This is a genomic window from Enterobacter sp. SCRI0065, from assembly GCF_059766475.1.
This window is the reverse complement of the sequence record NZ_JCBAJB010000003.1, coordinates 444603-469835: the sequence shown is the minus strand read 5'-3', so window position 1 is coordinate 469835 and position 25233 is coordinate 444603. Positions and strand designations below refer to the sequence as shown.

At 53.5% G+C, this 25233-nt stretch carries 21 protein-coding genes; 13 read left to right on the top strand and 8 right to left on the bottom strand.

Going from position 1 to position 25233, the window contains the following annotated elements:
* Positions 1-54: 54 nt before the first annotated feature.
* Positions 55-318 (bottom strand): peroxide/acid stress response protein YhcN, encoded by a 264-nt coding sequence (gene yhcN, locus AC6EMZ_RS12280; protein WP_498402774.1) that lies wholly within the window; start codon positions 316-318, stop codon positions 55-57.
* A gap of 376 nt (positions 319-694) precedes the next feature.
* Positions 695-1165: a transcriptional regulator ArgR gene (gene argR, locus AC6EMZ_RS12275; protein ID WP_015960652.1), complete on the bottom strand. Its 471-nt coding sequence runs from the start codon at positions 1163-1165 to the stop codon at positions 695-697.
* A 406-nt stretch (positions 1166-1571) separates the two neighbouring features.
* On the opposite strand from argR, the gene mdh reads away from it, so the two are divergent.
* On the top strand, positions 1572-2510 hold the full coding sequence (gene mdh, locus AC6EMZ_RS12270) for a malate dehydrogenase (RefSeq protein WP_498402773.1): 939 nt from the start codon (positions 1572-1574) through the stop codon (positions 2508-2510).
* A 61-nt stretch (positions 2511-2571) separates the two neighbouring features.
* Here the strand turns inward: mdh and degS are convergent, their stop codons facing one another.
* The 3 genes from degS to zapG all read right to left on the bottom strand — a co-directional run bounded on the left by degS (position 2572) and on the right by zapG (position 5667).
* Entirely contained in the window at positions 2572-3639 is a 1068-nt protein-coding gene (degS, locus tag AC6EMZ_RS12265; protein WP_498402772.1) for an outer membrane-stress sensor serine endopeptidase DegS, read from the bottom strand.
* Between the two features lie 91 nt (positions 3640-3730).
* A complete protein-coding gene (degQ, locus tag AC6EMZ_RS12260; protein WP_498402770.1) occupies positions 3731-5098 on the bottom strand; it encodes a serine endoprotease DegQ in 1368 nt (455 codons plus the stop codon).
* 170 nt (positions 5099-5268) lie between these two features.
* Positions 5269-5667: a Z-ring associated protein ZapG gene (gene zapG, locus AC6EMZ_RS12255; protein WP_498402769.1), complete on the bottom strand. Its 399-nt coding sequence runs from the start codon at positions 5665-5667 to the stop codon at positions 5269-5271.
* A 189-nt stretch (positions 5668-5856) separates the two neighbouring features.
* On the opposite strand from zapG, the gene zapE reads away from it, so the two are divergent.
* The 10 genes from zapE to nanQ all read left to right on the top strand — a co-directional run bounded on the left by zapE (position 5857) and on the right by nanQ (position 14367).
* Complete coding sequence (gene zapE, locus AC6EMZ_RS12250; protein WP_498402768.1) at positions 5857-6981, top strand: cell division protein ZapE; 1125 nt, start codon at positions 5857-5859, stop codon at positions 6979-6981.
* A gap of 289 nt (positions 6982-7270) precedes the next feature.
* Entirely contained in the window at positions 7271-7699 is a 429-nt protein-coding gene (gene rplM, locus AC6EMZ_RS12245; protein ID WP_015960646.1) for a 50S ribosomal protein L13, read from the top strand.
* A gap of 15 nt (positions 7700-7714) precedes the next feature.
* A complete protein-coding gene (gene rpsI / locus AC6EMZ_RS12240; RefSeq protein ID WP_498402767.1) occupies positions 7715-8107 on the top strand; it encodes a 30S ribosomal protein S9 in 393 nt (130 codons plus the stop codon).
* A gap of 310 nt (positions 8108-8417) precedes the next feature.
* Complete coding sequence (gene sspA, locus AC6EMZ_RS12235) at positions 8418-9059, top strand: stringent starvation protein SspA (protein WP_498402766.1); 642 nt, start codon at positions 8418-8420, stop codon at positions 9057-9059.
* A gap of 5 nt (positions 9060-9064) precedes the next feature.
* Positions 9065-9562 (top strand): ClpXP protease specificity-enhancing factor, encoded by a 498-nt coding sequence (sspB, locus tag AC6EMZ_RS12230; protein ID WP_498402765.1) that lies wholly within the window; start codon positions 9065-9067, stop codon positions 9560-9562.
* A gap of 112 nt (positions 9563-9674) precedes the next feature.
* Positions 9675-10457, top strand: coding sequence for a transcriptional regulator NanR (gene nanR / locus AC6EMZ_RS12225; protein ID WP_498402764.1), 783 nt, complete (start codon positions 9675-9677; stop codon positions 10455-10457).
* Between the two features lie 122 nt (positions 10458-10579).
* On the top strand, positions 10580-11473 hold the full coding sequence (gene nanA / locus AC6EMZ_RS12220; RefSeq protein WP_498402763.1) for an N-acetylneuraminate lyase: 894 nt from the start codon (positions 10580-10582) through the stop codon (positions 11471-11473).
* 70 nt (positions 11474-11543) lie between these two features.
* Complete coding sequence (locus AC6EMZ_RS12215; protein ID WP_498402761.1) at positions 11544-13031, top strand: MFS transporter; 1488 nt, start codon at positions 11544-11546, stop codon at positions 13029-13031.
* Positions 13028-13900 carry an N-acetylmannosamine kinase gene (nanK, locus tag AC6EMZ_RS12210; protein WP_498402760.1) on the top strand — a complete coding sequence of 291 codons (873 nt, stop codon included), beginning with the start codon at positions 13028-13030 and terminating at the stop codon, positions 13898-13900. The genes AC6EMZ_RS12215 and nanK overlap by 4 nt, the downstream gene beginning before the upstream one ends.
* On the top strand, positions 13900-14367 hold the full coding sequence (gene nanQ, locus AC6EMZ_RS12205; protein WP_498402831.1) for an N-acetylneuraminate anomerase: 468 nt from the start codon (positions 13900-13902) through the stop codon (positions 14365-14367). The genes nanK and nanQ overlap by 1 nt, the downstream gene beginning before the upstream one ends.
* 42 nt (positions 14368-14409) lie before the next feature.
* On the opposite strand, the gene AC6EMZ_RS12200 is transcribed toward nanQ, so the two are convergent.
* Together AC6EMZ_RS12200 and gltB are read right to left on the bottom strand one after the other, a co-directional pair.
* Complete coding sequence (locus AC6EMZ_RS12200) at positions 14410-15828, bottom strand: glutamate synthase small subunit (protein ID WP_498402759.1); 1419 nt, start codon at positions 15826-15828, stop codon at positions 14410-14412.
* 9 nt (positions 15829-15837) lie between these two features.
* Positions 15838-20298, bottom strand: a complete 4461-nt coding sequence (gltB, locus tag AC6EMZ_RS12195; RefSeq protein WP_498402758.1) for a glutamate synthase large subunit — start codon at positions 20296-20298, stop codon at positions 15838-15840.
* Positions 20299-20982: 684 nt separating this feature from the next.
* On the opposite strand from gltB, the gene mnmL reads away from it, so the two are divergent.
* Entirely contained in the window at positions 20983-21927 is a 945-nt protein-coding gene (gene mnmL / locus AC6EMZ_RS12190) for a tRNA modification radical SAM protein MnmL/YtqA (RefSeq protein ID WP_498402830.1), read from the top strand.
* Here the strand turns inward: mnmL and AC6EMZ_RS12185 are convergent.
* Positions 21904-23406 carry a helicase HerA-like C-terminal domain-containing protein gene (locus tag AC6EMZ_RS12185; RefSeq protein WP_498402757.1) on the bottom strand — a complete coding sequence of 501 codons (1503 nt, stop codon included), beginning with the start codon at positions 23404-23406 and terminating at the stop codon, positions 21904-21906. The two genes, mnmL and AC6EMZ_RS12185, sit on opposite strands and share 24 nt — an antisense overlap.
* A 136-nt stretch (positions 23407-23542) precedes the next feature.
* Here AC6EMZ_RS12185 and AC6EMZ_RS12180 point away from each other — a divergent pair, with 136 nt between their 5' ends.
* Entirely contained in the window at positions 23543-25189 is a 1647-nt protein-coding gene (locus AC6EMZ_RS12180) for a glycerone kinase (RefSeq protein ID WP_498402756.1), read from the top strand.
* The last annotated feature ends 44 nt before the right edge of the window (positions 25190-25233 follow it).

The following is a 25233-nucleotide window of genomic DNA, read 5'->3' as shown; positions in this document are numbered from 1 at the left end:
TTTTTATGCCTGGTGCCGTTAAGCGGATAATGATTTCTACAGTGACGGTCGTTCTTATTTGTACAGCTCAGCCGTTGCATGCCAGTGGTCGCCAGAGCGCGCTTCAATCACGCGATAAGATGACGCACCTTGCTCTTCAGCTTTTTTATTCAGCATCTCTTTCATATCCATTGGGGAAGTACCGATTGCGCCGACGGATACGGTGCCCATTGCCTGACGGGATTGAGCCTGATCCGCATTAATCGAATCGGCTGCGAAAGCACCGAAAGACAGGACTGACAGAACGCTAAGAGCCGCTACAGTTGTTTTGATTTTCATGATTCTTTACCTCGTCGAATTTATTGGGGTCATTCGTTTCGTGACCCTCATCACAAAATCAAGTATACACTAATCACGCTAAAAATTAATACCAGACTAATGGTTTCCATCGTTATTAGGTGTTAAGTAGTCGAATTTATATAACCAAATTGCATAAAAATGGTTATTATTTCGTCATAATTTTTTGTTATATCAGTAAAATCATAGGGATATGTGATTTTGATATTTTGTGCGATTTTTTGATTTTGTATTCACCACGTGAATGCCAAAAGGAAGTAAAAAGCACTATTTGTCAAAGTCAGCAGCAACAGAATGTAGGGGATCTTAGCGTGGGGGCAGAAGGTTCCCCGCTACCAGGGGCAGCAGGGAAGGGGGATTAAAGCTCTTGTTCGAACAGCATCAGGATGGCTTCGTAGAGATCTTTTACGGAAAAGCCATTCGCTGGGGTCGTAAAGATAGTATCGTCGCCGGCAATCGTACCGAGGATACCTTCTGACTTACCTAATGAATCCAGCAGGCGGGCAATCAGCTGCGCAGCCCCAGGACTGGTATGAATGACGACAACGGCATCGTTGTAGTCGATATCAAGTACCAGGTTCTTTAGCGGGCTGGAGGTTGTTGGCACACCCAACTCTGCTGGGAGGCAATAGACCATTTCCATCTTGGCGTTACGCGTACGCACTGCGCCAAACTTGGTTAACATACGGGAGACTTTAGACTGGTTGATGTTCTCGAAGCCCTGTTCTTGCAAGGCCAGAACGATCTCTCCCTGAGAGCTAAATTTCTCTTCTTTAAGCAGCGCTTTAAACGCCTTAACTAATTCTTCTTGTTTTGACGAGCTTCGCATAAGTCACCCGGATTTTGACGAAATAAACCCCATTATTATGCATGTTAATGAATTTTTATGCAAATTATCTGCCAGAGGGGTGGGTTGAATTAAAGTGATGAAAGGGAGCGATTTTATCAAATTTCGTTATCGGAAAACATGCCTGGGTCACGGCATGCAAATAAGCTTAAAAGTAAATTAAATGTTATCAAAATGATGTTGTTTTGGTGGCGAGCGAAGGTGTATTGTAACCACCTCTTGATTCGCTGCTTCGTTGACGCACTCAGTCCATAAGCATTCAGGCGAAGCTGAAAAGCGCGTGACCTCAAATTCTTTAGCTACGAAAATTGTAATTATTTACCTGCTGAATTAAGGTCGCCGCAACGGAGTTACCGATTTTAAAGTTAACCATAATAAGGAGTTTAGGATGAAAGTCGCAGTCCTCGGCGCTGCTGGTGGTATCGGCCAGGCGCTTGCCCTACTACTGAAAACCCAACTGCCTTCCGGCTCAGAACTCTCCCTGTATGATATTGCTCCAGTGACCCCAGGTGTGGCGGTTGACTTGAGCCACATCCCTACGGCTGTGAAAATCAAAGGCTTCTCCGGTGAAAATGCGCGCCCTGCACTCGAAGGTGCAGACGTTGTGCTGATCTCGGCGGGTGTCGCGCGTAAGCCAGGAATGGATCGTTCCGATCTGTTCAACGTTAACGCCGGTATCGTGAAAAACCTGGTACAGCAAATTGCAGAAACCTGCCCGAAAGCGTGTGTGGGAATCATCACTAACCCGGTAAACACCACTGTCGCTATCGCGGCAGAAGTGCTGAAGAAAGCCGGTGTTTATGACAAGAACAAACTGTTTGGCGTGACCACGCTGGACATCATCCGTTCAAACACCTTTGTGGCTGAACTGAAAGGCAAATCACCGTCAGAGATCGATGTCCCTGTTATCGGTGGTCACTCTGGCGTGACGATTCTGCCGTTGCTGTCTCAAATCCCAGGCGTGAGCTTCTCCGAGCAGGAAGTGGCTGATCTGACTAAACGCATTCAAAACGCAGGCACCGAAGTCGTTGAAGCCAAGGCCGGTGGCGGTTCTGCTACGCTGTCTATGGGTCAGGCTGCTGCGCGTTTCGGTCTGTCACTGGTTCGCGCTCTGCAAGGCGAGAAAAACGTGGTGGAATGTGCGTATGTTGAAGGTGACGGCGAACATGCACGCTTCTTCTCTCAGCCGCTGCTTTTGGGCAAAAATGGTATCGAAGAACGTCAGTCTATTGGCAAGCTGAGCGCGTTTGAACAACACGCGATGGAAGGCATGCTGGATACGCTGAAAAAAGATATCACTCTGGGCGAAGAGTTCGTTAATAAGTAATCGAACAACCAGCCAATAAAAAACCGGAGTCAGCTCAATGCGCTCCGGTTTTTTTATGCGCTTAGTTTGTTGCCGGATATTCCTGAATGGTGACCTGCAACGTAAGCTTCTTATCGTTTCGCATCACTTCAACCGGAATGATGGAACCTGGGCGAATCTCTGCAACCTGATCCATGGTCTCCAGCGCGGAGACGGCAGGCGTCCCGTTTACGGAAACAATCACGTCATTGACCTGCAGACCCGCGTTAGCCGCTGGACCACCAGGGGTGACTTCATTGACTACGATGCCCTGAATCTGATCGATACCACCGCCCTGAGAATGCATCGGCGCGATTTCGCGTCCACCAATTCCAATGTAGCCACGGATCACTCGACCATCGCGAATCAGCTTATCCATAATCTTGGTTGCTAGCTGGAACGGGATCGCAAAACCAATACCTTCTGGGGTTTCACCATCGTTGCTCTTATCAAAGGATAAGGTATTGATGCCCATCAGTTCACCGAGCGAGTTCACCAGCGCGCCGCCGGAGTTACCGTGGTTAATGGAGGCGTCAGTTTGCAGGAAATTCTGCCTGCCTGATGGGTTCAGGCCGATACGACCCGTTGCACTAATAATCCCCTGAGTAATGGTTTGCCCCAGGTTATACGGGTTACCAATAGCCATCACGACGTCGCCAATGTGCGGTGTACGTTTACGGTTAATGGGGATGACTGGCAAGCCGCCCGTCGCGTTAATTTTGAGTACCGCGAGATCGGTCAGATTGTCTGAGCCAACCAGCAACGCTTCAAAAACGCGTCCATCCTGGAGGGCGACAATAATCTGATCGGCATCGTTGATGACGTGCTTATTTGTAATGATGTAACCGCGTTCGTCCATAATCACTCCGGAACCGAGCGTTCGGATTTCCAGTTGGTTATGGGTGGAGCTGTTAAGGCCACGGTTGTAGACGTTAACCACGGCAGGTGCAGCACGGCGAACGGCCTGATTGTAACTGACAGGCGTTTCATCCGTACTGTCAAACTGAGGCGCCGCCAGTTTGTTGAACTGACGTAACGAGGGCAGGGTGACCAGTAAAAGGCCACCGACAACTAAACCGATTGCGACAGAACGAAATAGCTTCAGAAACATGATGCGGGCGTCATTAATTAGGGAACGGTTGCAGCATAGCATGAGTTATCCGGACATCACATGGTGCGGTGATGCCCGGATGCGCAAATGCCTAACGGAGTAAAATGTAGATCGTGTCATTACCACGGATGATCTGCAGGGCAATCACCGTTGGTTTGGTTTCCATCACTTTACGCATCTCCGCGATGGACTGAACGCGGTTGCGGTTAACACCGATGATAACGTCATCCTGATGCAGACCTGCCTGCGCGGCCGGGCTACTCTTTTCGACGCTCTCAATGGTAATGCCTTTCGTGCCGTCTTTAAGCTGTCCGTCGCTTAACGCCGCGCCTTGTAGGGCTGGAGCAATCATCTCAGCGCTGGCTGAAGACGAGGTGCTCTTATCCAGCGTCACTTCCACATCCATTGGCTTGCCATCACGCAGCAAACCGAGCTTCACTTTTGTACCAGGTTCGGTGGTGGCTATACGTGAGCGCAGCTCAGCAAAGCTGCTCAGCGGTTTACCGTTCAGGCTGACAATCACATCGCCTGATTTCACGCCAGCTTTCGCCGAGCCGGAATTGGCCAGAACTTCGCTGACAAAGGCACCGCGCTGCACGTTAAGATTAAACGCCTTCGCGATATCGGCGCTCATCTCCATTCCTTTAATCCCCAGCAGTCCGCGCTTCACTTCACCAGACTCAATCAATTGCTGTGCCAGGGTTTTGGCCATATTACTGGGGATCGCAAAGCCAATGCCGATACTGCCGCCGCCAGGCGCCAGAATGGCTGTGTTAATGCCGATCAGCTCACCCTTCAGGTTCAGCAACGCACCGCCAGAGTTTCCCCGGTTGATGGAGGCGTCGGTTTGGATAAAGTTTTCCAGACCCTCGAGATTCAGACCGCTACGACCTAACGCTGAGATGATCCCGGATGTCGCCGTCTGGCCTAAACCAAACGGGTTACCCACGGCAACGGCGAAATCACCGACGCGAAGCTTGTCGGAATCCGCGATGGCGATCTGCGTCAGGTTGCTGGGATTCTGGATTTGCAGTAACGCGATGTCGCTTTGATCGTCACCGCCAATCAGTTTGGCATCAAACTCGCGGCCATCGTTCATTTGCACGCTGATTTTATCGGCCTGACTAATGACGTGATTGTTGGTCAGGATGTAACCTTTCGCCGCATCAATCACCACGCCAGAGCCGAGTCCTTCGAACGGCTGCGCCTGCTGATCCGGGGCTTCATCCCCAAAGTATTTCTTGAGCTCTTCCGGCACGCGCTGGCTTTGCGCCGCAGTGCCTTCAACCTTAACGCTCACAACCGCTGGCAACACTTTCTCCAGCATTGGCGCGAGGCTAGGAATGACAGCCTCGCCAGGCACCTGCGCAGGAAGAGCCGCAGCCATGGACCATGACGTCGTGAGAGATAACCCGACACTTAACGCTAACGCGCTTAACAGCTGGTTTTTTTTCTTCATTGATGCTGGCTCTCGTAACCTGGAAGTAAGGAAGAACGGCCCAAAAACAGTTTGATGTTATTGAATTTTAAACCACTGAACAATGAGGTATTTGACTAAATAATAGCTGGGACGGGAAAGAAACGACGGGCGCAATGCATGCGCCCGTAAAATATAGTGATGATGTGAGATTAATCGCGTTTTGCGCCACCGCGCAGCAGTCCCGATGCACCGTCAGAATAGTCACGCGGCATTTGTACCGGGGCTTGATCGTTGCTGGCTTCGGACTCTGCCAGACGATTACGGAACGGGTTGGTCTCCGCCGTCATTTCTGGCAGCAGGTTGCTGGAGCTTTTTGCCATGTGCTGATAAAGCTGGCGGTAATCCGTCGCCATATTGTCCAGCAGCTCGGCGCTACGGGCAAAATGGCTGACCAGCTCTTCGCGGTACTCTTCCAGTTCAGCTTTGTTCTTTTCCAGTTCGTACTGTAACGACTGTTGCTGACGCAATTTGCGATTACCAAAACGCATGGCCACAGCACCGATAGCGATGCCGACGACTAAACCAATTAGCGCATATTCCCAGGTCATGAACTTCTCCCGTTGTCTTGTGGTTCCGTAGGGTATTGGCGCGGCTCCTGCCTGTGCCTGATTATGCCACTATAACCGCTATTTCTTCAGAAGTGGAATCCTGACGCATCATCGCGTACTGTAGAACGGCCTTTTTTTCGCCAGTCGAGCCTCCTGGTGAGCATTTTTTGAAGGAATATCAATAAGCTTATGCAAAGCCTCTCTCCTGCATCTCGATATCAACAAGCCCTTACTGAGGGAACGCATCAGCCGGATAATGTTCAGCGCGACGCGGTAAATCGTCTGGACGGTATTTTTCAGAAACTGACCAATAAACCGATAGATACCGTGCATACGAGCGGGTTGAAAGCGGCGTTTGGTCGCTTACTGGGCAAAAAAGAGCCGCAGCTGGCGGCACCGGTTCGCGGCTTATATATGTGGGGCGGCGTAGGACGAGGAAAAACCTGGCTGATGGACCTGTTTTATCACAGTCTGCCGGGGGATCGTAAGCAGCGCCTGCACTTTCATCGCTTTATGCTGCGCGTTCACGAAGAGCTGACGGCTCTACAAGGGCACAGCGATCCGCTGGATATTGTCGCCGAGCGCTTTAAGGCCGAAACCGACGTACTGTGCTTTGATGAATTCTTTGTGTCAGATATTACCGACGCAATGCTGCTGGGTGGCTTGATGAAAGCGCTGTTTGCGCGCGGGATTACCCTGGTGGCAACCTCCAACATTCCGCCTGATGAGCTTTACCGAAACGGTTTGCAGCGCGCGCGATTCCTGCCTGCCATTGATGCTATCAAAGCGCATTGCGACATCATGAATGTCGATGCGGGTGTGGACTATCGGCTGCGAACGCTCACTCAGGCACACCTGTGGCTCTCCCCTTTAAATGACGAGACCCAAAGCCAGATGGACAAACTGTGGCTGGCACTCGCGGGGGCTAAGCGCACCAGCGCCCCTGAGCTCGAAATAAACCATCGTCCTATGCAAACCTTGGGCATAGAAAATCAAACGTTGGCCGTATCGTTCACCACACTGTGCGTGGATGCGCGCAGCCAGCATGATTACATTGCGCTCTCGCGCCTGTTCCATACTGTGATGCTGTTTGATGTTCCCCTGATGACGCCGCTGATGGAGAGCGAGGCGAGGCGTTTTATCGCGCTGGTGGATGAGTTTTACGAGCGACACGTGAAGTTAGTCGTTAGCGCGGAGGTTCCTCTCTACGAAGTGTATCAAGGTGAACGCCTCAAATTTGAGTTTCAGCGCTGCTTGTCGCGCCTACAGGAAATGCAAAGCGAGGAGTACCTGAAACGCCCGCATATGCCATAACTGCGACTCTCTCACCGTGGGAAAGGGGCTGGGGGTGAGGGCATCAGGCCGCACAAACTCAACGTGCGAAAAACCCCCTTCAAATCACATTTAGGGGTCGACCTTTGACCGCGACTTCTCTATAATCTTGCGACCCCACGTTACGAGAAGGTTTTTTTCCCAAAACTTTCTAAGTGCCGGCATAGGCTATTCGAAGGGGTAGGTTTGCTGGACAATGTCGTGTGAACCTCAACTGACTAAACGTTTGGGTGTTCACCAACGTGTAACTTATTACTTGGGTAAGCTTTTAATGAAAACTTTTACAGCTAAACCAGAAACCGTAAAACGCGACTGGTATGTTGTTGACGCGACCGGTAAAACTCTGGGTCGTCTGGCTTCCGAACTGGCTCTTCGCCTGCGCGGCAAGCACAAAGCGGAATACACCCCGCACGTTGATACTGGTGATTACATTATCGTTCTGAACGCAGAAAAAGTTGCTGTAACCGGCAACAAGCGCGAAGACAAAATTTATTACCATCACACCGGTTTCATCGGTGGTATCAAACAAGCGACCTTTGAAGAGATGATTGCCCGCCGTCCTGAGCGTGTGATTGAAATCGCGGTTAAAGGCATGTTGCCAAAAGGCCCGCTGGGTCGTGCTATGTACCGTAAACTGAAAGTTTACGCAGGCAACGAGCACAACCACGCGGCACAGCAACCGCAAGTTCTTGACATCTAATCGGGATTATAGGCAATGGCTGAAAATCAATACTACGGCACTGGTCGCCGCAAAAGCTCCGCCGCTCGTGTGTTCATCAAACCGGGCAGTGGTAAAATCGTAATCAACCAACGTTCTCTGGAACAGTACTTCGGTCGTGAAACTGCCCGCATGGTAGTTCGCCAGCCGCTGGAACTGGTTGATATGGTAGAAAAACTGGATCTGTACATCACTGTTAAAGGTGGTGGTATCTCTGGTCAGGCAGGTGCGATCCGTCACGGTATCACACGCGCTCTGATGGAGTACGACGAATCCCTGCGTTCTGAACTGCGTAAAGCTGGCTTCGTTACTCGCGATGCTCGTAAAGTTGAACGTAAGAAAGTGGGTCTGCGTAAAGCACGTCGTCGTCCACAGTTCTCCAAACGTTAATCACTTTCTGCTCACGCAGAACGATTGGCGAAAAAACCCGCTTCGGCGGGTTTTTTTATGGATAATGCCCAGGTTATCCACAACGTGCGCTCATATATCACCTCTTTTTAAGCTTTTCCAGAATCCCCTCACCACAAACCCCTTAAAATCTGGTAAACTATCATCCAATTTTCTGCCCAAATGTCGGTGTACACTCGATTTTTGTTCGATTTATGAACAATGCGATTGTTCCCTGGGGATGGGTGACAAATCATCTGGCTGGCCAATATGGCCGGTAGCAGTACTATTCTGAATATACCTGGAGGTTTTCATGGCTGTCGCTGCCAACAAACGTTCGGTAATGACGCTGTTTTCTGGTCCTACTGACATTTATAGCCATCAGGTTCGTATCGTGCTGGCCGAGAAAGGTGTCAGTTTTGAGATCGAACATGTGGAAAAGGATAACCCGCCTCAGGATCTGATCGATCTCAACCCGAACCAGAGCGTACCAACGCTGGTGGATCGCGAGTTGACCCTGTGGGAATCCCGCATCATTATGGAATATCTGGATGAGCGTTTCCCTCATCCGCCGCTGATGCCGGTTTATCCGGTTGCGCGTGGCGAAAGCCGCCTGTACATGCAGCGTATCGAGAAAGACTGGTACACGCTGATGAACGTTATCGTCAACGGTACTTCCTCTGAAGGTGATGCTGCTCGTAAGCAACTGCGTGAAGAGCTGCTGGCTATCGCGCCAGTATTTGGTCAGAAGCCTTTCTTCCTGAGTGATGAGTTCAGCCTGGTAGATTGCTATCTGGCGCCGCTGCTGTGGCGTTTGCAGTCTCTTGGTGTTGAATTTACCGGTCCAGGCTCGAAAGAGCTGAAAGGCTATATGACTCGCGTATTTGAGCGCGATTCATTCCTGGCATCTCTGACAGAGCCGGAACGCGAAATGCGTCTTGGCGGCCGAGGTTAACGATTGTGGAAATGTCACAGCTGTCTCCACGCCGTCCGTATCTGCTGCGTGCATTCTATGAATGGCTGCTGGACAACCAGCTGACGCCGCACCTGGTGGTGGATGTGACGTTGCCGGGCGTGCAAGTTCCTATGGAATACGCACGCGATGGGCAAATCGTACTGAACATTGCACCTCGTGCGGTAGGGAATCTTGAACTGTCCAACGACGAAGTGAGCTTCAACGCCCGTTTCGGCGGGGTTCCGCGTCAGGTTTCTGTACCACTGGCTGCTGTTCTGGCGGTGTATGCGCGTGAAAACGGTGCGGGTACCATGTTTGAGCCGGAAGCGGCTTACGATGAAGACGTTGCCAGCCTCAACGATGAGGATGGCTCAACCGATAGCGAGAGCGAAACGGTGATGTCGGTTATCGATGGCGATAAACCCGATCACGATCATAACAACGACCCTGATGACGATCCGCCGCCACGCGGTGGCCGTCCAGCGTTACGCGTTGTGAAATAATCAAACAGGCCCGATGGGCCTGTTTTGCTATCCAGGGGTTTTCGCTACGCTAAAATTCCTGTGATATGATAAATCGTTGTCACTGATTGTCACTCTTCTGACCCGAGTCGTTATGAAACCAATTGATCTTCAGGCGGAAAATTCAACCGAAACCCTTGGTCGCAGTTTGCATCGTCGCCCACTGGCGCGTAAAAAACTCTCCGAAATGGTGGAGGAAGAACTTGAGCAAATGATCCGTCGCCAGGAGTTTGCGCAGGGTGAACAACTTCCCTCTGAACGTGAGCTCATGGAGTTCTTTAACGTGGGACGCCCCTCGGTGCGAGAAGCGCTGGCGGCCTTAAAGCGTAAAGGGTTGGTGCAGATCAACAATGGCGAACGTGCTCGTGTCTCTATGCCTTCTGCGGATACCATCATTGGTGAGCTCTCCGGGATGGCAAAAGACTTTCTTACCCAACCGGGCGGCATTACCCATTTCGAACAACTTCGACTGTTTTTTGAATCTAGCCTTGTGCGTTACGCGGCAGAATACGCCACGGATGAGCAAGTAGAACGCTTGTCGAAGGCGCTGGAGATTAACAGCCAGGCGCTCAATGATAATGCGCTCTTTATCCGTTCTGATGTCGATTTCCACCGCGTGCTTGCGGAGATCCCGGATAACCCCATCTTTATGGCAATCCACGTCGCGCTGCTGGACTGGCTTATCGCGGCGCGTCCCAAAGTGCCCGACGCAGAGCTTTATCGACACAATGACGTGAGCTATCGCCAGCATATCGCGATCGTTGATGCGATACGGCGTCGCGATCCTGAAGAAGCCGATCGCGCCCTGCAATCCCACCTCAATAGTGTTTCTGCGACCTGGCATGCCTTCGGCCAGGGATCCAAACACAAAAAATAACGATCCTTTAGTGAAGCAGATCGCAATATAAGCGTTATGTATGCGAATGCTGCTTATTTGATCTGGTATAACAGGTATAAAGGTATATCGTTAAAGCAGACCAATAATCACTTGAGGTATCTATGGCAAAGCATTTACGTGGCGTAATGGCCGCTCTCCTGACTCCGTTTACGACTCAACAGGCACTCGATAAAGAGAGCCTGCGACGTCTGGTTCAGTTCAACATTCAACAGGGAATTGACGGCCTGTACGTGGGAGGCTCTACGGGTGAAGCCTTTGTGCAGAGCCTTTCTGAGCGCGAACAGGTGCTGGAAATCGTGGCCGATGAGGCGAAAGGTAAAATCACGTTAATCGCCCACGTAGGCTGTGTGAGCACAGCAGAAAGCCAGCAGTTAGCCATGGCGGCGAGCCGGTTTGGTTTTGACGCTGTGTCAGCGGTCACACCGTTTTACTATCCCTTCAGCTTTGCCGAACATTGCGATCATTACCGTGCAATTATTGATTCGGCGGATGGATTGCCGATGGTGGTGTACAACATTCCGGCACTGAGCGGCGTGAAATTAACGCTCGAACAGATCAACACCCTGGTGACGTTACCGGGGGTGGGGGCGCTCAAACAAACATCCGGCGATCTCTTCCAGATGGAACAGATCCGCCGTGCGCACCCGGATCTGGTGCTTTATAACGGCTACGACGAGATTTTTGCTTCCGGTTTACTGGCGGGTGCTGATGGTGGCATCGGCAGTACCTACAACATTATGGGCTGGCGTTATCAGGCGATCGCCAAAGCGATTCGCGAAGGGGACAACGCCACCGCGCAACGTCTGCAAAGCGAGTGCAATAAGGTTATCGACCTGCTGATTAAGGTTGGCGTATTCCGCGGCCTGAAAACCGTCCTGCATTACATGGACGTGGTGGCAGTGCCGCTGTGCCGCAAGCCTTTTGCCCCGGTAGATGAGCAGTATCTGCCGGAGTTGAAAGCACTCGCGAAGCAGTTGATGGCTGAGAAGGCGTAATGCATTGCCGGGCGGCGCTGCGTTTGCCCGGCTTACAAAAGCAAAATATAACGTTGGTCGGGAGAGTGTTATGAGTATTTCTACCCAAAGCATCCCGTGGTACCGCAATTTGAGCCGCCCCCAGTGGCGCGCCTTCTCCGCCGCCTGGTTGGGATACTTACTGGATGGCTTTGATTTTGTATTGATTGCGCTGGTCTTAACGGAAGTCAAAACTGAATTTGGACTCACAACGGTAGAGGCAGCAAGCCTGATCTCTGCGGCCTTTATCTCACGCTGGTTTGGTGGCCTGCTGCTGGGTGCCATGGGCGATCGTTACGGCCGAAAACTGGCGATGATCACCAGTATTGTCCTGTTTTCCTGCGGTACGCTGGCCTGCGGTTTTGCGCCGGGTTACGTCACGATGTTCATTGCTCGTATGGTCATCGGAATGGGGATGGCAGGGGAATATGGGTCCAGCGCGACTTACGTCATCGAAAGCTGGCCAAAGCATCTGCGTAACAAAGCCAGCGGCTTTTTAATTTCTGGTTTCTCTGTCGGTGCTGTTATCGCGGCGCAGATTTACAGCCTCGTGGTGCCTGTGTGGGGCTGGCGTGCGCTGTTCTTTATCGGCATCTTACCGATCGTTTTCGCCCTGTGGTTACGCAAAAACATTCCGGAAGCCGAAGACTGGAAAGCCAGGCACGAAGGCAAAGCCCCTGTGCGCACAATGGTGGATATTCTTTATCGCGGTAAACACCGTGCAATCAATATCATCATGACGCTGTTTGCGGGTACCGCACTGTGGTTTTGCTTTGCCGGAGAACTTAACAATGCGGGTCTGGTGATGATTCTTGGCCTGCTGTGCGCCTGTGTCTTTATCAGTTTTATGGTGCAAAGCAGCGGAAAACGCTGGCCGACGGGCGTCACGCTGATGGTCGTGGTGCTGTTTGCCTTCCTCTACTCGTGGCCGATTCAGGCGTTGCTGCCAACGTATCTGAAAACCGACCTGGCATATGATCCGGCAATGGTGGCTCGCGTGCTGTTCTTTAGCGGATTCGGCGCGGCGGTAGGGTGCTGCGTGGGCGGGTTCCTGGGGGACTGGTTAGGCACCCGTAAAGCCTACGTTTACAGCCTGTTAGCTTCGCAGCTACTCATCATTCCCGTGTTTGCGATTGGTGGCTCAAGTATTTGGGTGCTGGGCTGCTTACTCTTCTTCCAGCAGATGCTGGGGCAAGGGATCTCAGGAATATTACCGAAGCTCATCGGCGGCTACTTCGACACCGATCAACGTGCTGCCGGGTTGGGCTTTACCTATAACGTCGGTGCGTTGGGTGGGGCAATCGCTCCGATAATCGGTGCTTTGCTGGCGCAACGGCTTGAATTAGGGACCGCGTTGGGATCGCTCTCGTTTGGCCTGACCTTTGTCGTCATTCTGCTGATTGGTCTGGATATGCCGTCCCGCGTGCAGCGCTGGGTCCGACCGGAGGCGCTTCGTACACATGACGCCATTGACGGAAAACCCTTTAGCGGAGCCGTACCTTTAGGCAGCATAAAAAGAGAGCACGAGGCGGTGAAATGACGACTCTGGCGATTGATATTGGCGGAACAAAGCTGGCCGCAGCTTTGGTCGATGAGAATATGCAGATCGGCGAGCGTCGCGAAATACCCACGCCAGGTAGCCAAACGCCGGATGCGCTCAGTACCGCCTTACACGCTCTGGTTGCGCCGCTTGTTCAGCGGGCAACGCGCGTTGCCGTGGCATCAACGGGCATCATTCAGGACGGTAATCTACTGGCTATCAACCCGCGTAACCTGGGGGGATTGCTGCATTTCCCCCTGGTCAGAACGCTTAAAACGATAACCGGACTGCCCGTCATCGCCATCAATGATGCGCAAGCGGCGGCGTGGGCGGAATACCACGCCACGGGTAGGACGGGGGAGGATTTGGTGTTCATTACCGTCTCGACAGGCGTCGGGGGCGGCATGGTTTGCGGGGGCACACTTCAGAGAGGATATGGAGGGCTTGCCGGGCATCTGGGGCATACGCTTGCCGATCCTCAGGGGCCGCTGTGTGGCTGTGGGCGAAAAGGTTGCGTAGAAGCGATTGCCTCCGGGAGAGGAATAACCGCTCAGGCTCAGGGTGACATCGCGGGGCAGGATGCCCGGGCTATCTTTGCGCTTGCCTCCGGTGGCCATTCGCAGGCGCAGCGGCTCGTTGAGCGCTCTGCCCGGACGATCGCGCAGCTTATCGCGAATGTGAAAGCAACCACCGATTGCCGTCTGGTCGTGGTGGGCGGCAGCGTGGGGCTTGCACAAGGGTATCTGGAAAAGGTGCGAGCCTACCTGGCGCAGGAGCCAGCGGTATACCAGGTAGAAATCAACGCTGCACGCTATCGTCACGATGCGGGTTTACTGGGCGCAGCGCTGCTGGCTCAAGGAGAAAAATGATGATGATGGGAGAGTTGAGGACGCTATCCTCATCGGGGCTGCACGGCGTATTGATAAATGCCCTGACGCTGGCGCTGACGGCGCGGCCTCAGGACAAAATGCCTGGCCGCTATACATTGCAGGGCGATAGCGTTTTTATGAACGTGATGGAATTTGCCACGCAGTTACCGCAGCAGAAAAAGGCGGAGCTACACGAGCAGTACATCGACATTCAGCTGTTGTTATCGGGTGAAGAGCGCATTCAGTTTGGCGTAGCCGGTTCCGCTCGTCAGTGCGAGGAACAGCACATTGAGGATGATTATCAGCTATGCAGTGAGATTGAAGGGCTGCAACAGCTCGATTTGACGCCTGGAATGTACGCGATCTTTATGCCCGGAGAACCGCACAAGCCAGGATGTGTGGTGACAAAAGTGGAAGAGATTAAAAAGGTGGTTGTGAAGGTGCATATCAGTTTACTCAGCGCATAAAAAAAGCCGGATGGTTTACCCATCCGGCTCTTATTCTTACGCTTATACTTCCAGGTAGTTCATGATGCCTTCTGCCGCTTTACGGCCCTCAGCAATCGCTGTTACCACCAGGTCGGAACCGCGAACGATATCGCCACCGGCGAAGATTTTCGGGTTGCTGGTCTGGAATGCGTTCTCGCTGCCTTCTGGCGCAATCACACGGCCCTGAGAATCCAGCTCCACGCTGTGCTTTGCCAGCCACTCCATGCTGTGAGGACGGAAACCAAACGCCATCACTACCGCATCGGCCGGAACCACGTGTTCGGAGCCCGCTACGATTTCCGCACGACGACGGCCCTTCGCATCCGGCTGACCCATTTCGGTACGCGCCATTTTCACGCCGCTGACTTTGCCGTTAGCGTTCACTTCAACGCCTAAAGGCTGCACGTTGAACTGGAACTCCACGCCCTCTTCACGCGCGTTTTTCACTTCGCGCTTAGAGCCAGGCATGTTTTCCTCGTCACGACGGTAAGCACAGATGACGTGCGTTGCGTTCTGACGAATGGAGGTGCGTACGCAGTCCATCGCGGTGTCACCACCGCCCAGAACGACCACGCGCTTGCCTTCCATGCTGACGTACGGCTCAGCGGTGGTTTCACCAAAGCCCATCATCTGCTTGGTGTTGGCAATCAGGAACGGCAGGGCGTCAAACACGCCTGGCGCATCTTCGTTTTCCAGCCCGCCGCGCATTGACTGATAGGTCCCGACGCCCAGGAACACGGAATCGTAATCTTTCAGCAGATCGTCGATCTGGACATCACGGCCCACTTCGACGTTCAGTTTGAACTCGATACCCATGTCGGTGAAGATTTCACGACGACGCGTCATGACCTCTTTTTCCAGCTTGAAGGCTGGAATGCCGAAGGTCAGCAGGCCGCCGATTTCCGGGTGGCGATCAAACACGACAGCTTTGACGCCGTTGCGGGTCAGCACGTCAGCACAGGCCAGGCCTGCCGGGCCTGCACCAATGATGGCAACGCGCTTATCGGTATGACGCACGCCGGTCATGTCCGGACGCCAGCCCATCTCAAACGCTTTATCGTTGATATAGCGCTCGATATTACCGATGGTCACCGCGCCAAACTCGTCGTTCAGCGTACAGGACCCCTCGCACAGACGATCCTGTGGACAGACGCGGCCACAGACTTCCGGCAGGGTGTTGGTCTGGTGAGACAGCTCGGCGGCTTCAAAAATACGTCCTTCGTTGGCGAGCTTCAGCCAGTTCGGGATGTAGTTATGAACCGGACACTTCCATTCACAGTAAGGGTTGCCGCAGGACAGGCAACGATCTGCCTGTGCCTTGGCCTGGCCTTCTGAAAACGGCTCATAGATTTCAACAAATTCAATTTTGCGGATCTTCAGCGGTTTCTTTGGCGGATCAACGCGCTGCAGGTCGATAAACTGGTATACGTTCTGACTCATTGCTGCCCCTTACTGCGCCTGCACACGCAGCTCTGCTGCGCTACGACTACGGTGACCCAACAGTGCTTTAACATCGCTGGACTTCGGTTTAACCAGCGCGAATTTCGCAGAGAATGCCGGCCAGTTGGCCAGGATCTCTTCGCCACGCGAAGAACCGGTATGCTGCACATGTTCGGTAATCAAACCGCGCAGATGTTCTTCGTGGATAGCCAGAGTGTCTACGTCCAGCACTTCCACCAGTTCCGGGTTCACGCGTTTGCGGAACTCGCCGTCTTCGTCAAGAACATAGGCGAAACCGCCCGTCATGCCTGCGCCAAAGTTCACGCCGGTTTTGCCCATGACGCAGACAATCCCGCCGGTCATGTATTCACACCCGTTGTCGCCAATGCCTTCTACTACGGTGATGGCACCAGAGTTACGCACCGCGAAACGTTCACCCGCACGGCCTGCTGCAAACAGACGACCGCCGGTTGCACCGTACAGACAGGTGTTACCGATAATGCTGGCATCACAGCTGCGGAATGCTGAACCTACCGGAGGACGCACCGCCAGCAATCCACCCGCCATGCCTTTTCCGACGTAGTCGTTGGCATCGCCAGTCAGATAAAGCTCAACGCCGCCTGCGTTCCAGACGCCGAAGCTCTGACCCGCCGTACCGCTAAAGTGCGCGATAATCGGATCGGCTGCCAGGCCCTGATCGCCATGCGTTTGCGCGATATAGCCCGAAAGCGTCGCACCCACGGAACGGTCGGTGTTGCGGATATCAAACCAGAACGTTTTGCTCTGTTTGTCATCAACGTACGATTTAGCCTGCTGCAACAGCTGGGCGTTCAGCACACCGTTATCAAACGGCGGGTTAGTCTCGGTCCAGTAAACGGCTTTGCCTGGATGAGGCTCGGCGGTTTCCAGAAGACGCGACAGCTCCAGTTTTTGCTGTTTAGCGGTGAAACCTTCCAGTTCTTTCAGCAGGTCGGTACGGCCAATTAGATCCACCAGACGCGTTACGCCAAGCTGCGCCATCAGCTCGCGGGTTTCGCGGGCGATGAATTCAAAGTAGTTGGTCACTTTGAACGGCAGACCGTGGTAATGGTTCTTACGCAGTTTTTCGTCCTGAGTTGCCACACCCGTTGCGCAGTTGTTCAGATGGCAAATACGCAGGTATTTACAGCCCAACGCCACCATCGGACCGGTGCCGAAGCCGAAGCTTTCCGCGCCGAGGATCGCCGCTTTAATGATGTCGAGGCCGGTTTTCAGACCGCCGTCCACCTGCAAACGAATCTTATGACGCAAGCCGTTAGCGACCAGTGCCTGCTGCGTTTCCACCAGGCCCAGTTCCCACGGACAGCCCGCGTATTTAACAGAGGAGAGCGGGCTTGCACCCGTACCGCCGTCATAGCCTGCGATGGTAATCAAATCGGCATAGGCTTTTGCCACGCCGGTCGCGATGGTGCCAACGCCCGGTTCAGAAACCAGCTTCACGGAAATCAGCGCTTTCGGGTTGACCTGCTTCAGGTCAAAAATCAGCTGTGCCAAATCCTCGATAGAGTAAATATCGTGGTGCGGCGGTGGGGAGATCAGCGTCACGCCCGGTACCGAGTAGCGCAGTTTGGCAATGTACGGCGTGACTTTATCACCCGGCAACTGACCGCCTTCACCCGGTTTCGCACCTTGGGCGACTTTAATTTGAATCACGTCGGCATTGACCAGGTACGCTGGCGTCACGCCAAAGCGACCAGAAGCCACCTGCTTGATACGCGACACTTTATTGGTGCCGTAGCGCGCAGGATCTTCACCGCCTTCGCCGGAGTTAGAGTTCCCGCCGATGCTGTTCATCGCCTCAGCCAGCGCTTCGTGCGCTTCTGGGCTCAGCGCACCGATGGACATCGCCGCGGTATCGAAGCGTTTGTACAGTTCGCTTGCAGGCTCAACGTCATTGATGCTGACGGTTTCGCCGTTCGGGGTCACTGCCAGAAGGTCACGCAGCGTGGCTGCCGGACGTTCGTTCACCAGCTTCGAATACTGCTGATAATCGCTGTATTCGCCGCTCTGAACGGCCTGTTGCAGCGTGCGTACGACGTCCGGGTTGTAGGCGTGGTATTCGCCACCATGGACATATTTCAGCAGGCCACCCTGATCCAGCGGCTTACGCGCCAGCCAGGCACGTTTCGACAGATTCAGCAGATCTTGCTGGAAGTCCGTGAAACCGGCTCCGCCAATGCGGCTGACAACGCCCTGGAAACACAGGTACGCCACTTCATCATGCAGACCAACCGCTTCGAAAAGCTTGGAACAGCGGTAGGAAGCGATGGTGGAAATGCCCATTTTGGACATGATCTTGTACAGGCCTTTGTTGATGCCGTTACGGTAGTTCAGCATCACGGTGCGGTAGTCTTTTTCAATCGCACGGCCATCGATCAGTTTCGCCAGCGTTTCGTAGGCGAGGTAGGGATAGATAGCCGTCGCACCAAAGCCCAGCAGCACAGCGAAGTGGTGCGGGTCACGCGCACTGGCGGTTTCAACAATGATGTTGGCATCGCAGCGCAGGCTCTTATCAACCAGACGGGTCTGGATAGCACCTACCGCCATCGGCGCAGGAACCGGCAGACGATTCTTGGCGATGTTACGGTCGGACAGCACCAGCAGAACCGTGCCATCACGTACCATCTGCTCAGCTTTATCACACAGCGCTTTCACCTTCTCTTCGAGGCTCGCTTCGGTCACGTCGAAGGTAATGTCGAGCGTATCGGCGCGGTAATGCTCCTCAGTCATGGTGGTGAGCTGTTTGAAATCGGAGTACAGCAAGATCGGCGATTTAAAGCTCAGGCGATGCGCCTGGCCTTCGGCTTCACAGAAGACGTTCATCTCGCGACCAATGCTGGTGGCGAGTGACATCACGTGTGCTTCACGCAGCGGATCGATTGGCGGGTTCGTGACCTGCGCAAACTGCTGACGGAAGTAGTCATAAATGATGCGCGGCTGGCTCGAAAGTACAGCAAATGGGGTATCGTCGCCCATGGAGCCGACGGCTTCCTGGCCATTCTCACCGAGCACACGAATCACTGAGTCCAGCTCTTCTGCGCTGTAGTTAAACTGTTTCTGGTAGCTGGCGAGGGTATCGTCATCCAGCTCGCGGCTGCCGACTTCTTCATCCTGTAGATCTTCGAACGGCACCAGACGGCGGACGTTTTTCTCCATCCACTCTTTGTAAGGATGACGGCTTTTCAGATCGTCATCGGTTTCAGCCGAGTGCAGGATGCGGCCGCTGCGGGTGTCGATAACCATCAGCTCGCCAGGACCGACGCGGCCTTTTTCGACCACTTCGTCAGGCTGGTAATCCCAGATACCGACTTCAGAAGCGCAGGTGATGAGCTTGTCTTTCGTGATGACGTAGCGTGCCGGGCGCAGACCGTTACGGTCGAGGTTACAGGCAGCGTAGCGCCCATCGGACATCACGATGCCCGCCGGGCCGTCCCACGGCTCCATGTGCATGGAGTTAAAGTCGAAGAATGCGCGCAGCTCTGGGTCCATGTTCGGGTTGCTCTGCCAGGCTGGCGGAACAAGCAAACGCATTGCACGCACGATATCCATGCCGCCTGCCAGCAACAGTTCCAGCATGTTATCCATGGAGCTGGAGTCAGAACCTGTCTCGTTGACGAATGGCGCAGCGTCATGCAGATCGGGGATCAGTGGCGTCTGGAACTTATAAGTACGTGCGCGCGCCCACTGACGGTTACCGGTGATGGTATTAATCTCACCGTTGTGTGCCAGATAGCGGAACGGCTGAGCCAGCGGCCAGCGCGGAACGGTATTGGTGGAGAAGCGCTGGTGGAACAGGCAAATGGCCGATTCCAGACGCAGATCCGCCAGGTCCAGGTAGAAGCGCGGCAGGTCAGCCGGCATACACAGACCTTTATAGATGTTCACCAGGTTCGAGAGGCTACAGACGTAGAACTCTTTATCTTCCAGCAAACGCTTTTCAATGCGGCGACGGGCGATAAACAGGCGGCGTTCCATATCACGCGGACGCCAGCCCGCAGGCGCATTAACAAAAATTTGTTCAATGCGTGGCAGAGAGGAGAGGGCAATTTCACCGAGTACCCCTTCGTTGGTTGGCACATTGCGCCAGCCGACAATCGACAGGGTTTCACGTTGAAGTTCTTCTTCGACGATGCGGCGTGAGGCAGTCGCTTTTTCAGGATCCTGATTCAGGAACAGCATACCGACTGCGTAGTTTTTGGCTAAACGCCAGCCGCGCTCTTGCGCAACAATGCGGAAGAAACGATCTGGTTTTTGCAGCAGCAGACCGCAACCGTCGCCAGTTTTACCATCAGCGAGGATCGCGCCACGGTGCTGCATGCGGGCCAGTGCGTGTATAGCAGTACGCACTACCTTGTGGCTAGGTTCGCCTTCTATGTGGGCGATCAGGCCGAAACCACAGTTATCCTTCTCAAGGGATTTATCGTACAACATATCAGTGAACCTCCCCAGGCTCTTCGGGCTTCCCATCTGGAACGTGGCGCACAGGCACAGAAAGAGCGCGGCGACGGGGTTTGCGTGTCATACGCGTACCTCGCATTCGCCCTCTTAATATCCTTTTCGCACAGGTCAAACAAGTTTGAGGACTTGCTTCAGAGGGAATCTCAATTACTGCATAAATATGATGAGCAGGCTGCTCATCCAGAAAGCTTCCAGCGGATTTCCAAGTTATCGGTATTTGATACACAGGTCAAATGGCAATCTTATTTATACAAAAATGTGCTAAAGGGGGTTTAGTTAATTGAATGTAAAGGAAATATATCTGTTTTTATATCGATGGAACGGCCACGGAGACGGTAGTGGAGTGTGATCTGACTCACTATATGAAAGCGGTATTATCGATGTGGCATGCTGAATAGCGCAATTAATGCAGCATATTAAGCTGGCTCGGTGGTATAACCCGCATAATCACACTGTTTTTCAACTCTGGCGTGATAAGTGAAAAAAACCATCAGAACATAAGGAAAAGTAATCGCCTTAGGGGTGAATTAAATTGCAGTAATAGTGAGTTTTTATTCAAATGAAAAATAGCTGTCCAGAGCGATTGATCCAGGTCATCGCCGACTGAGACTAAAAATGGCAGGCTTGTCCCCTTTCTTCGGGGCGGTCTATCAGATTATGCAGTTACAGAAATTAGTCAATATGTTTGGTGGGGATCTTTTGCGACGCTATGGTGAGAAGGTTCATAAGCTCACGCTGCACGGCGGGTTTAGCTGCCCCAATCGCGATGGCACCATTGGGCGTGGTGGCTGTACTTTCTGTCATGTCGCCTCGTTTGCCGATGAGGCGCAGCAGCATCTTTCTATTGCTGAACAGCTCGCCCATCAGGCGAGTCGGGTCAACCGCGCCAGACAGTATCTGGCCTATTTCCAGGCCTATACGAGTACCTGGGCAGAAGTGCAGGTGCTGCGATCGATGTATCAGCAGGCGGTAAGTCAGGCCAATATCGTGGGGCTGTGCGTGGGCACTCGCCCGGACTGTGTGCCGGAGGCGGTGCTGGACCTGCTCAGCGAATACAAAGAGCGGGGTTATGAAATCTGGCTGGAGCTGGGATTACAAACCGCGCATGACAAAACCTTGCACCGTATTAATCGTGGGCACGACTTTGCCTGCTACCAGCGCACCACAAAGCTTGCCCGCGAGCGCGGACTCAAAGTGTGCTCGCACCTGATTGTCGGTTTGCCGGGAGAAGGGCAGCAGCATGGCCTGGAGACGCTGGAAAAGGTCATCGAGACCGGCGTCGACGGTATCAAGCTACATCCATTGCATATCGTGAAGGGCAGCATCATGGCCAGGGCATGGGAAGCCGGACGGCTTAGCGGTATTGAACTGGATGACTACACCGTCACGGCGGGTGAGATGATCCGCCACACGCCGCCGGAGGTGACTTATCACCGTATATCCGCCAGTGCCCGTCGCCCGGAGCTGCTCGTACCATTATGGTGTGAGAACCGCTGGACGGGGATGGTTGAGCTGGATCGCTATTTGAATGTACACGGCGTGCAGGGCTCGGCGCTTGGCCGGCCCTGGGCTTCTCCGTTATCTTCGTCGACCACCGAGTAGACTGCCCAGCATTCCACGGACAATCTGATTCGTCACCTGACGTGCAGCGCTCTTAGCCATGGTTTGCACCACGCCATCGCGCTTACCGCCGCGTGGCCCGGTGCTGCCAAACAGAATATCCTTCAGGCCGCCAAGTATGCCGTCATCGACCGCAGCCTCAGCGCCTTTGCCGGACGGGGCATCCTGCTGCTCGGTGTTTGCCTGAACGCCTTTTTGCAACATTTCAAACGCCGATTCTCGGTCCACTTCGTCTTCATATTTGCCGTAAACCGGCGAGTGGTTAATCAGGCCGTTACGCTCATCGTCGGTGACGGGCCCCATGCGTGAGAACGGTGCAATCACCATCGCGCGCTCGACAACGGACGGACTGCCTTTAGCATCCAGGAAAGAAATCAGCGCCTCCCCTGTACCCAGTGCCTGAATAGCTGATTCTGTATCAAAACCGGGGTTAGCGCGCATAGTTTGCGCTGCCGCTTTGACGGCTTTCTGATCTTTTGGCGTAAAGGCACGCAGTGCATGCTGCACACGATTACCGAGTTGGCCCAGGACGTTATCGGGGATATCTGACGGGTTTTGCGAGACGAAGTAAACCCCAACGCCCTTTGAGCGAATCAGTCGGATCACCTGTTCAATTTTATCCAACAGCACCTGCGGCGCATCGCTAAACAGCAGGTGCGCTTCGTCAAAGAAAAACACCAGCTTAGGCTTTTCCAGATCGCCCGCTTCCGGCAGTTGCTCATAGAGTTCTGACAACATCCACAGCAGGCTGGCGGCGTACAGCTTAGGCATTTGGTAGAGCTTTTCTGCGCTCAGTATGTTGATAATACCTTTGCCGTTACTGTCGGTACGCATCCAGTCTTTGATATCGAGCATCGGCTCGCCAAAGAAATGTTCTGCTCCTTGTTGTTCCAGAGTGAGGAGTCCGCGCTGAATCGCCCCAACGGAGGCACTGCTGATATTACCGTACTGGTTCTGGAAAGATTTTGCGTTGTCACCGATGTACTGGGTGATGGCGCGCAGATCTTTGAAATCGAGTAGTAGCAGGCCCCGATCGTCAGCAATACGGAAGATGATATTCAGTACGCCGGACTGCACGTCGTTCAGGTTGAGTAGCCGCGCCAGCAGTAACGGGCCGACGTCGGACACAGTGGCGCGCACCGGATGGCCTTTCTCACCAAAGATATCCCAGACCACGACCGGGTTCGTCCGTGGCTGCCAGTCGGTGACGCCAATATTCTTTAGCCGGTCGAGCAGTTTTTCTGATGCGGTTCCTTCCTGCGCGATACCGGTCAGGTCGCCCTTCACATCGGCCATAAAAACCGGTACGCCAATCTCTGAAAAGGATTCAGCCAGTTTTTGCAACGTAACGGTTTTACCCGTACCGGTCGCCCCTGTAATCAGCCCGTGGCGGTTCGCCATTGCGGGTAATAAGAACAGCTCTTTCTCCAGCGTCCGGGCAATCAGTAGCGGTGTACTCATGATGGGTTTCCTCTCTTTATCCTGCGTGGAGTATAGGCAACCTGACGGTAAAATGACTCAGTAAATTCCTGACTTTGCGGCGCATTGTCCAGTGCGAACTATGCTTTGCATACGATTCACAAAATTTTGGGAAGCTATGTCCAGATTCTTTTTTAATGACCGCAAACAGCTGGTCAACGACGCCATTGAAGGCATACTGATCTCCGCGCCGCACGGTAATCTCGTTAAGCTTGATATCGATCCGGCTATTCGCGTGGTCGCGCGCAGCGACTGGGGTAAAAGTCGTGTGGCAGTCATCTCCGGTGGGGGTTCCGGGCATGAACCTGCTCACGCCGGGTTTGTCGGCAAGGGCATGTTGACCGCTGCCGTCTGCGGCGATCTGTTTGCCTCACCGAGCGTGGATGCGGTATTGAACGCGATCGTCGCAGTGACTGGCGATCGCGGTTGCCTGTTGATTGTTAAAAATTACACGGGCGACCGTCTTAATTTTGGCCTCGCGGCAGAAAAGGCCAAACGCTACGGGCTGAAGGTGGAAATGGTGATTGTCGCCGATGACATTGCACTGCCGGACAACAAACAGCCGCGCGGGATCGCAGGTACGGCACTGGTGCATAAAATTGCCGGGTATGCAGCGGAACAAGGCAAGTCGCTACACGACGTACGGGATATTGCACAACAAGCCTGTGACAATATCTGGAGCCTGGGTGTGGCGATGCAAACCTGCAATTTGCCGGGTAGCAGCGATGAGGAAGGGCGTATCAAGGATGGGCATGTCGAACTGGGGCTGGGAATTCACGGCGAACCTGGCGCATCAGTGGTCGATACGCACAACAGCAAAGAAATTATCGACACTCTGGTGAAGCCGCTAAAAGAGAAGGCGGGTGAGGGCAAATTTGCGTTGCTGATTAACAACCTTGGCGGCGTATCGGCGCTGGAGATGGCGCTGCTGACTAAAGAGTTGGCGCACTCTGCGCTGAAAGAGAATATCGCGTATCTGATTGGTCCTGCGCCGCTGGTGAGCTCGCTGGATATGAAAGGTTTTTCACTGTCGCTGCTAAAGCTAAACGACGCCTTCGAGCAGGCGATAAATGAACCGGTCGAAACGATTGGCTGGCAGAAGCCGGTAGCGTTTGCCCCTTTACGCACGCTTTCGCATACCGCTATTCAGGACAGTGTTGAATTCACCCCTTCTGAGAATACTGGGGTCGCTGCGTTAGTGGTGGCCGCGACGCAAACGCTTCTGGATCTGGAAAACCGTCTGAATGCCCTCGATGCCAAAGTGGGTGACGGCGATACCGGATCGACCTTTGCGCAAGGTGCGCGTGAAATTGCGCGGCTGTTGGATCAAAAACAGCTCCCGCTCAATGATGTTTCTCAGCTCCTCTTGCTGGTGGGTGAACGGCTGGCGACGGTGATGGGAGGATCGAGCGGTGTCTTGATGTCGATCTTCTTTACGGCGGCGGGGCAAAAAATGCATGACGGCAAATCACTGCCGGATGCGTTGTTGAGTGGGCTGGCGCAAATGAAACAGTACGGTGGCGCAGATCTTGGCGATCGCACGTTGATCGATGCTTTGCAGCCTGCACTTGAAGCATTGCAAAAAGGCGATATTCAGGCTGCCGCACAGGCGGCGAAAAAGGGTGCAGACGCGACGACAAGCATGCAAAAAGCGGGAGCCGGGCGTTCATCGTATGTGAATAAAGAAAATCTGGATGGCGTCACCGATCCGGGCGCGGTGGCGGTTGCAGAGGTATTTTCAGCAATGGTAAATGTAAAACGGTAACACGCGTTACCGTTTTTGGTGTTTGCACCCTCTTCCCGGACCGT

Bases quoted from the DNA above. Each gene is read 5' to 3' on its own strand.
- sspA (WP_498402766.1), top strand. From the start codon at position 8,418: ATGGCTGTCGCTGCCAACAAACGTTCGGTAATGACGCTGTTTTCTGGT.
- nanA (WP_498402763.1), top strand. From the start codon at position 10,580: ATGGCAAAGCATTTACGTGGCGTAATGGCCGCTCTCCTGACTCCGTTT.
- degS (WP_498402772.1), bottom strand. From the start codon at position 3,639: ATGTTTCTGAAGCTATTTCGTTCTGTCGCAATCGGTTTAGTTGTCGGT.
- AC6EMZ_RS12200 (WP_498402759.1), bottom strand. From the start codon at position 15,828: ATGAGTCAGAACGTATACCAGTTTATCGACCTGCAGCGCGTTGATCCG.
- rpsI (WP_498402767.1), top strand. From the start codon at position 7,715: ATGGCTGAAAATCAATACTACGGCACTGGTCGCCGCAAAAGCTCCGCC.
- nanQ (WP_498402831.1), top strand. From the start codon at position 13,900: ATGATGATGGGAGAGTTGAGGACGCTATCCTCATCGGGGCTGCACGGC.
- mdh (WP_498402773.1), top strand. From the start codon at position 1,572: ATGAAAGTCGCAGTCCTCGGCGCTGCTGGTGGTATCGGCCAGGCGCTT.
- gltB (WP_498402758.1), bottom strand. From the start codon at position 20,298: ATGTTGTACGATAAATCCCTTGAGAAGGATAACTGTGGTTTCGGCCTG.
- nanK (WP_498402760.1), top strand. From the start codon at position 13,028: ATGACGACTCTGGCGATTGATATTGGCGGAACAAAGCTGGCCGCAGCT.
- AC6EMZ_RS12180 (WP_498402756.1), top strand. From the start codon at position 23,543: ATGTCCAGATTCTTTTTTAATGACCGCAAACAGCTGGTCAACGACGCC.
- mnmL (WP_498402830.1), top strand. From the start codon at position 20,983: ATGCAGTTACAGAAATTAGTCAATATGTTTGGTGGGGATCTTTTGCGA.
- argR (WP_015960652.1), bottom strand. From the start codon at position 1,165: ATGCGAAGCTCGTCAAAACAAGAAGAATTAGTTAAGGCGTTTAAAGCG.
- nanR (WP_498402764.1), top strand. From the start codon at position 9,675: ATGAAACCAATTGATCTTCAGGCGGAAAATTCAACCGAAACCCTTGGT.
- degQ (WP_498402770.1), bottom strand. From the start codon at position 5,098: ATGAAGAAAAAAAACCAGCTGTTAAGCGCGTTAGCGTTAAGTGTCGGG.
- zapG (WP_498402769.1), bottom strand. From the start codon at position 5,667: ATGACCTGGGAATATGCGCTAATTGGTTTAGTCGTCGGCATCGCTATC.
- AC6EMZ_RS12215 (WP_498402761.1), top strand. From the start codon at position 11,544: ATGAGTATTTCTACCCAAAGCATCCCGTGGTACCGCAATTTGAGCCGC.
- rplM (WP_015960646.1), top strand. From the start codon at position 7,271: ATGAAAACTTTTACAGCTAAACCAGAAACCGTAAAACGCGACTGGTAT.
- AC6EMZ_RS12185 (WP_498402757.1), bottom strand. From the start codon at position 23,406: ATGAGTACACCGCTACTGATTGCCCGGACGCTGGAGAAAGAGCTGTTC.
- yhcN (WP_498402774.1), bottom strand. From the start codon at position 318: ATGAAAATCAAAACAACTGTAGCGGCTCTTAGCGTTCTGTCAGTCCTG.
- zapE (WP_498402768.1), top strand. From the start codon at position 5,857: ATGCAAAGCCTCTCTCCTGCATCTCGATATCAACAAGCCCTTACTGAG.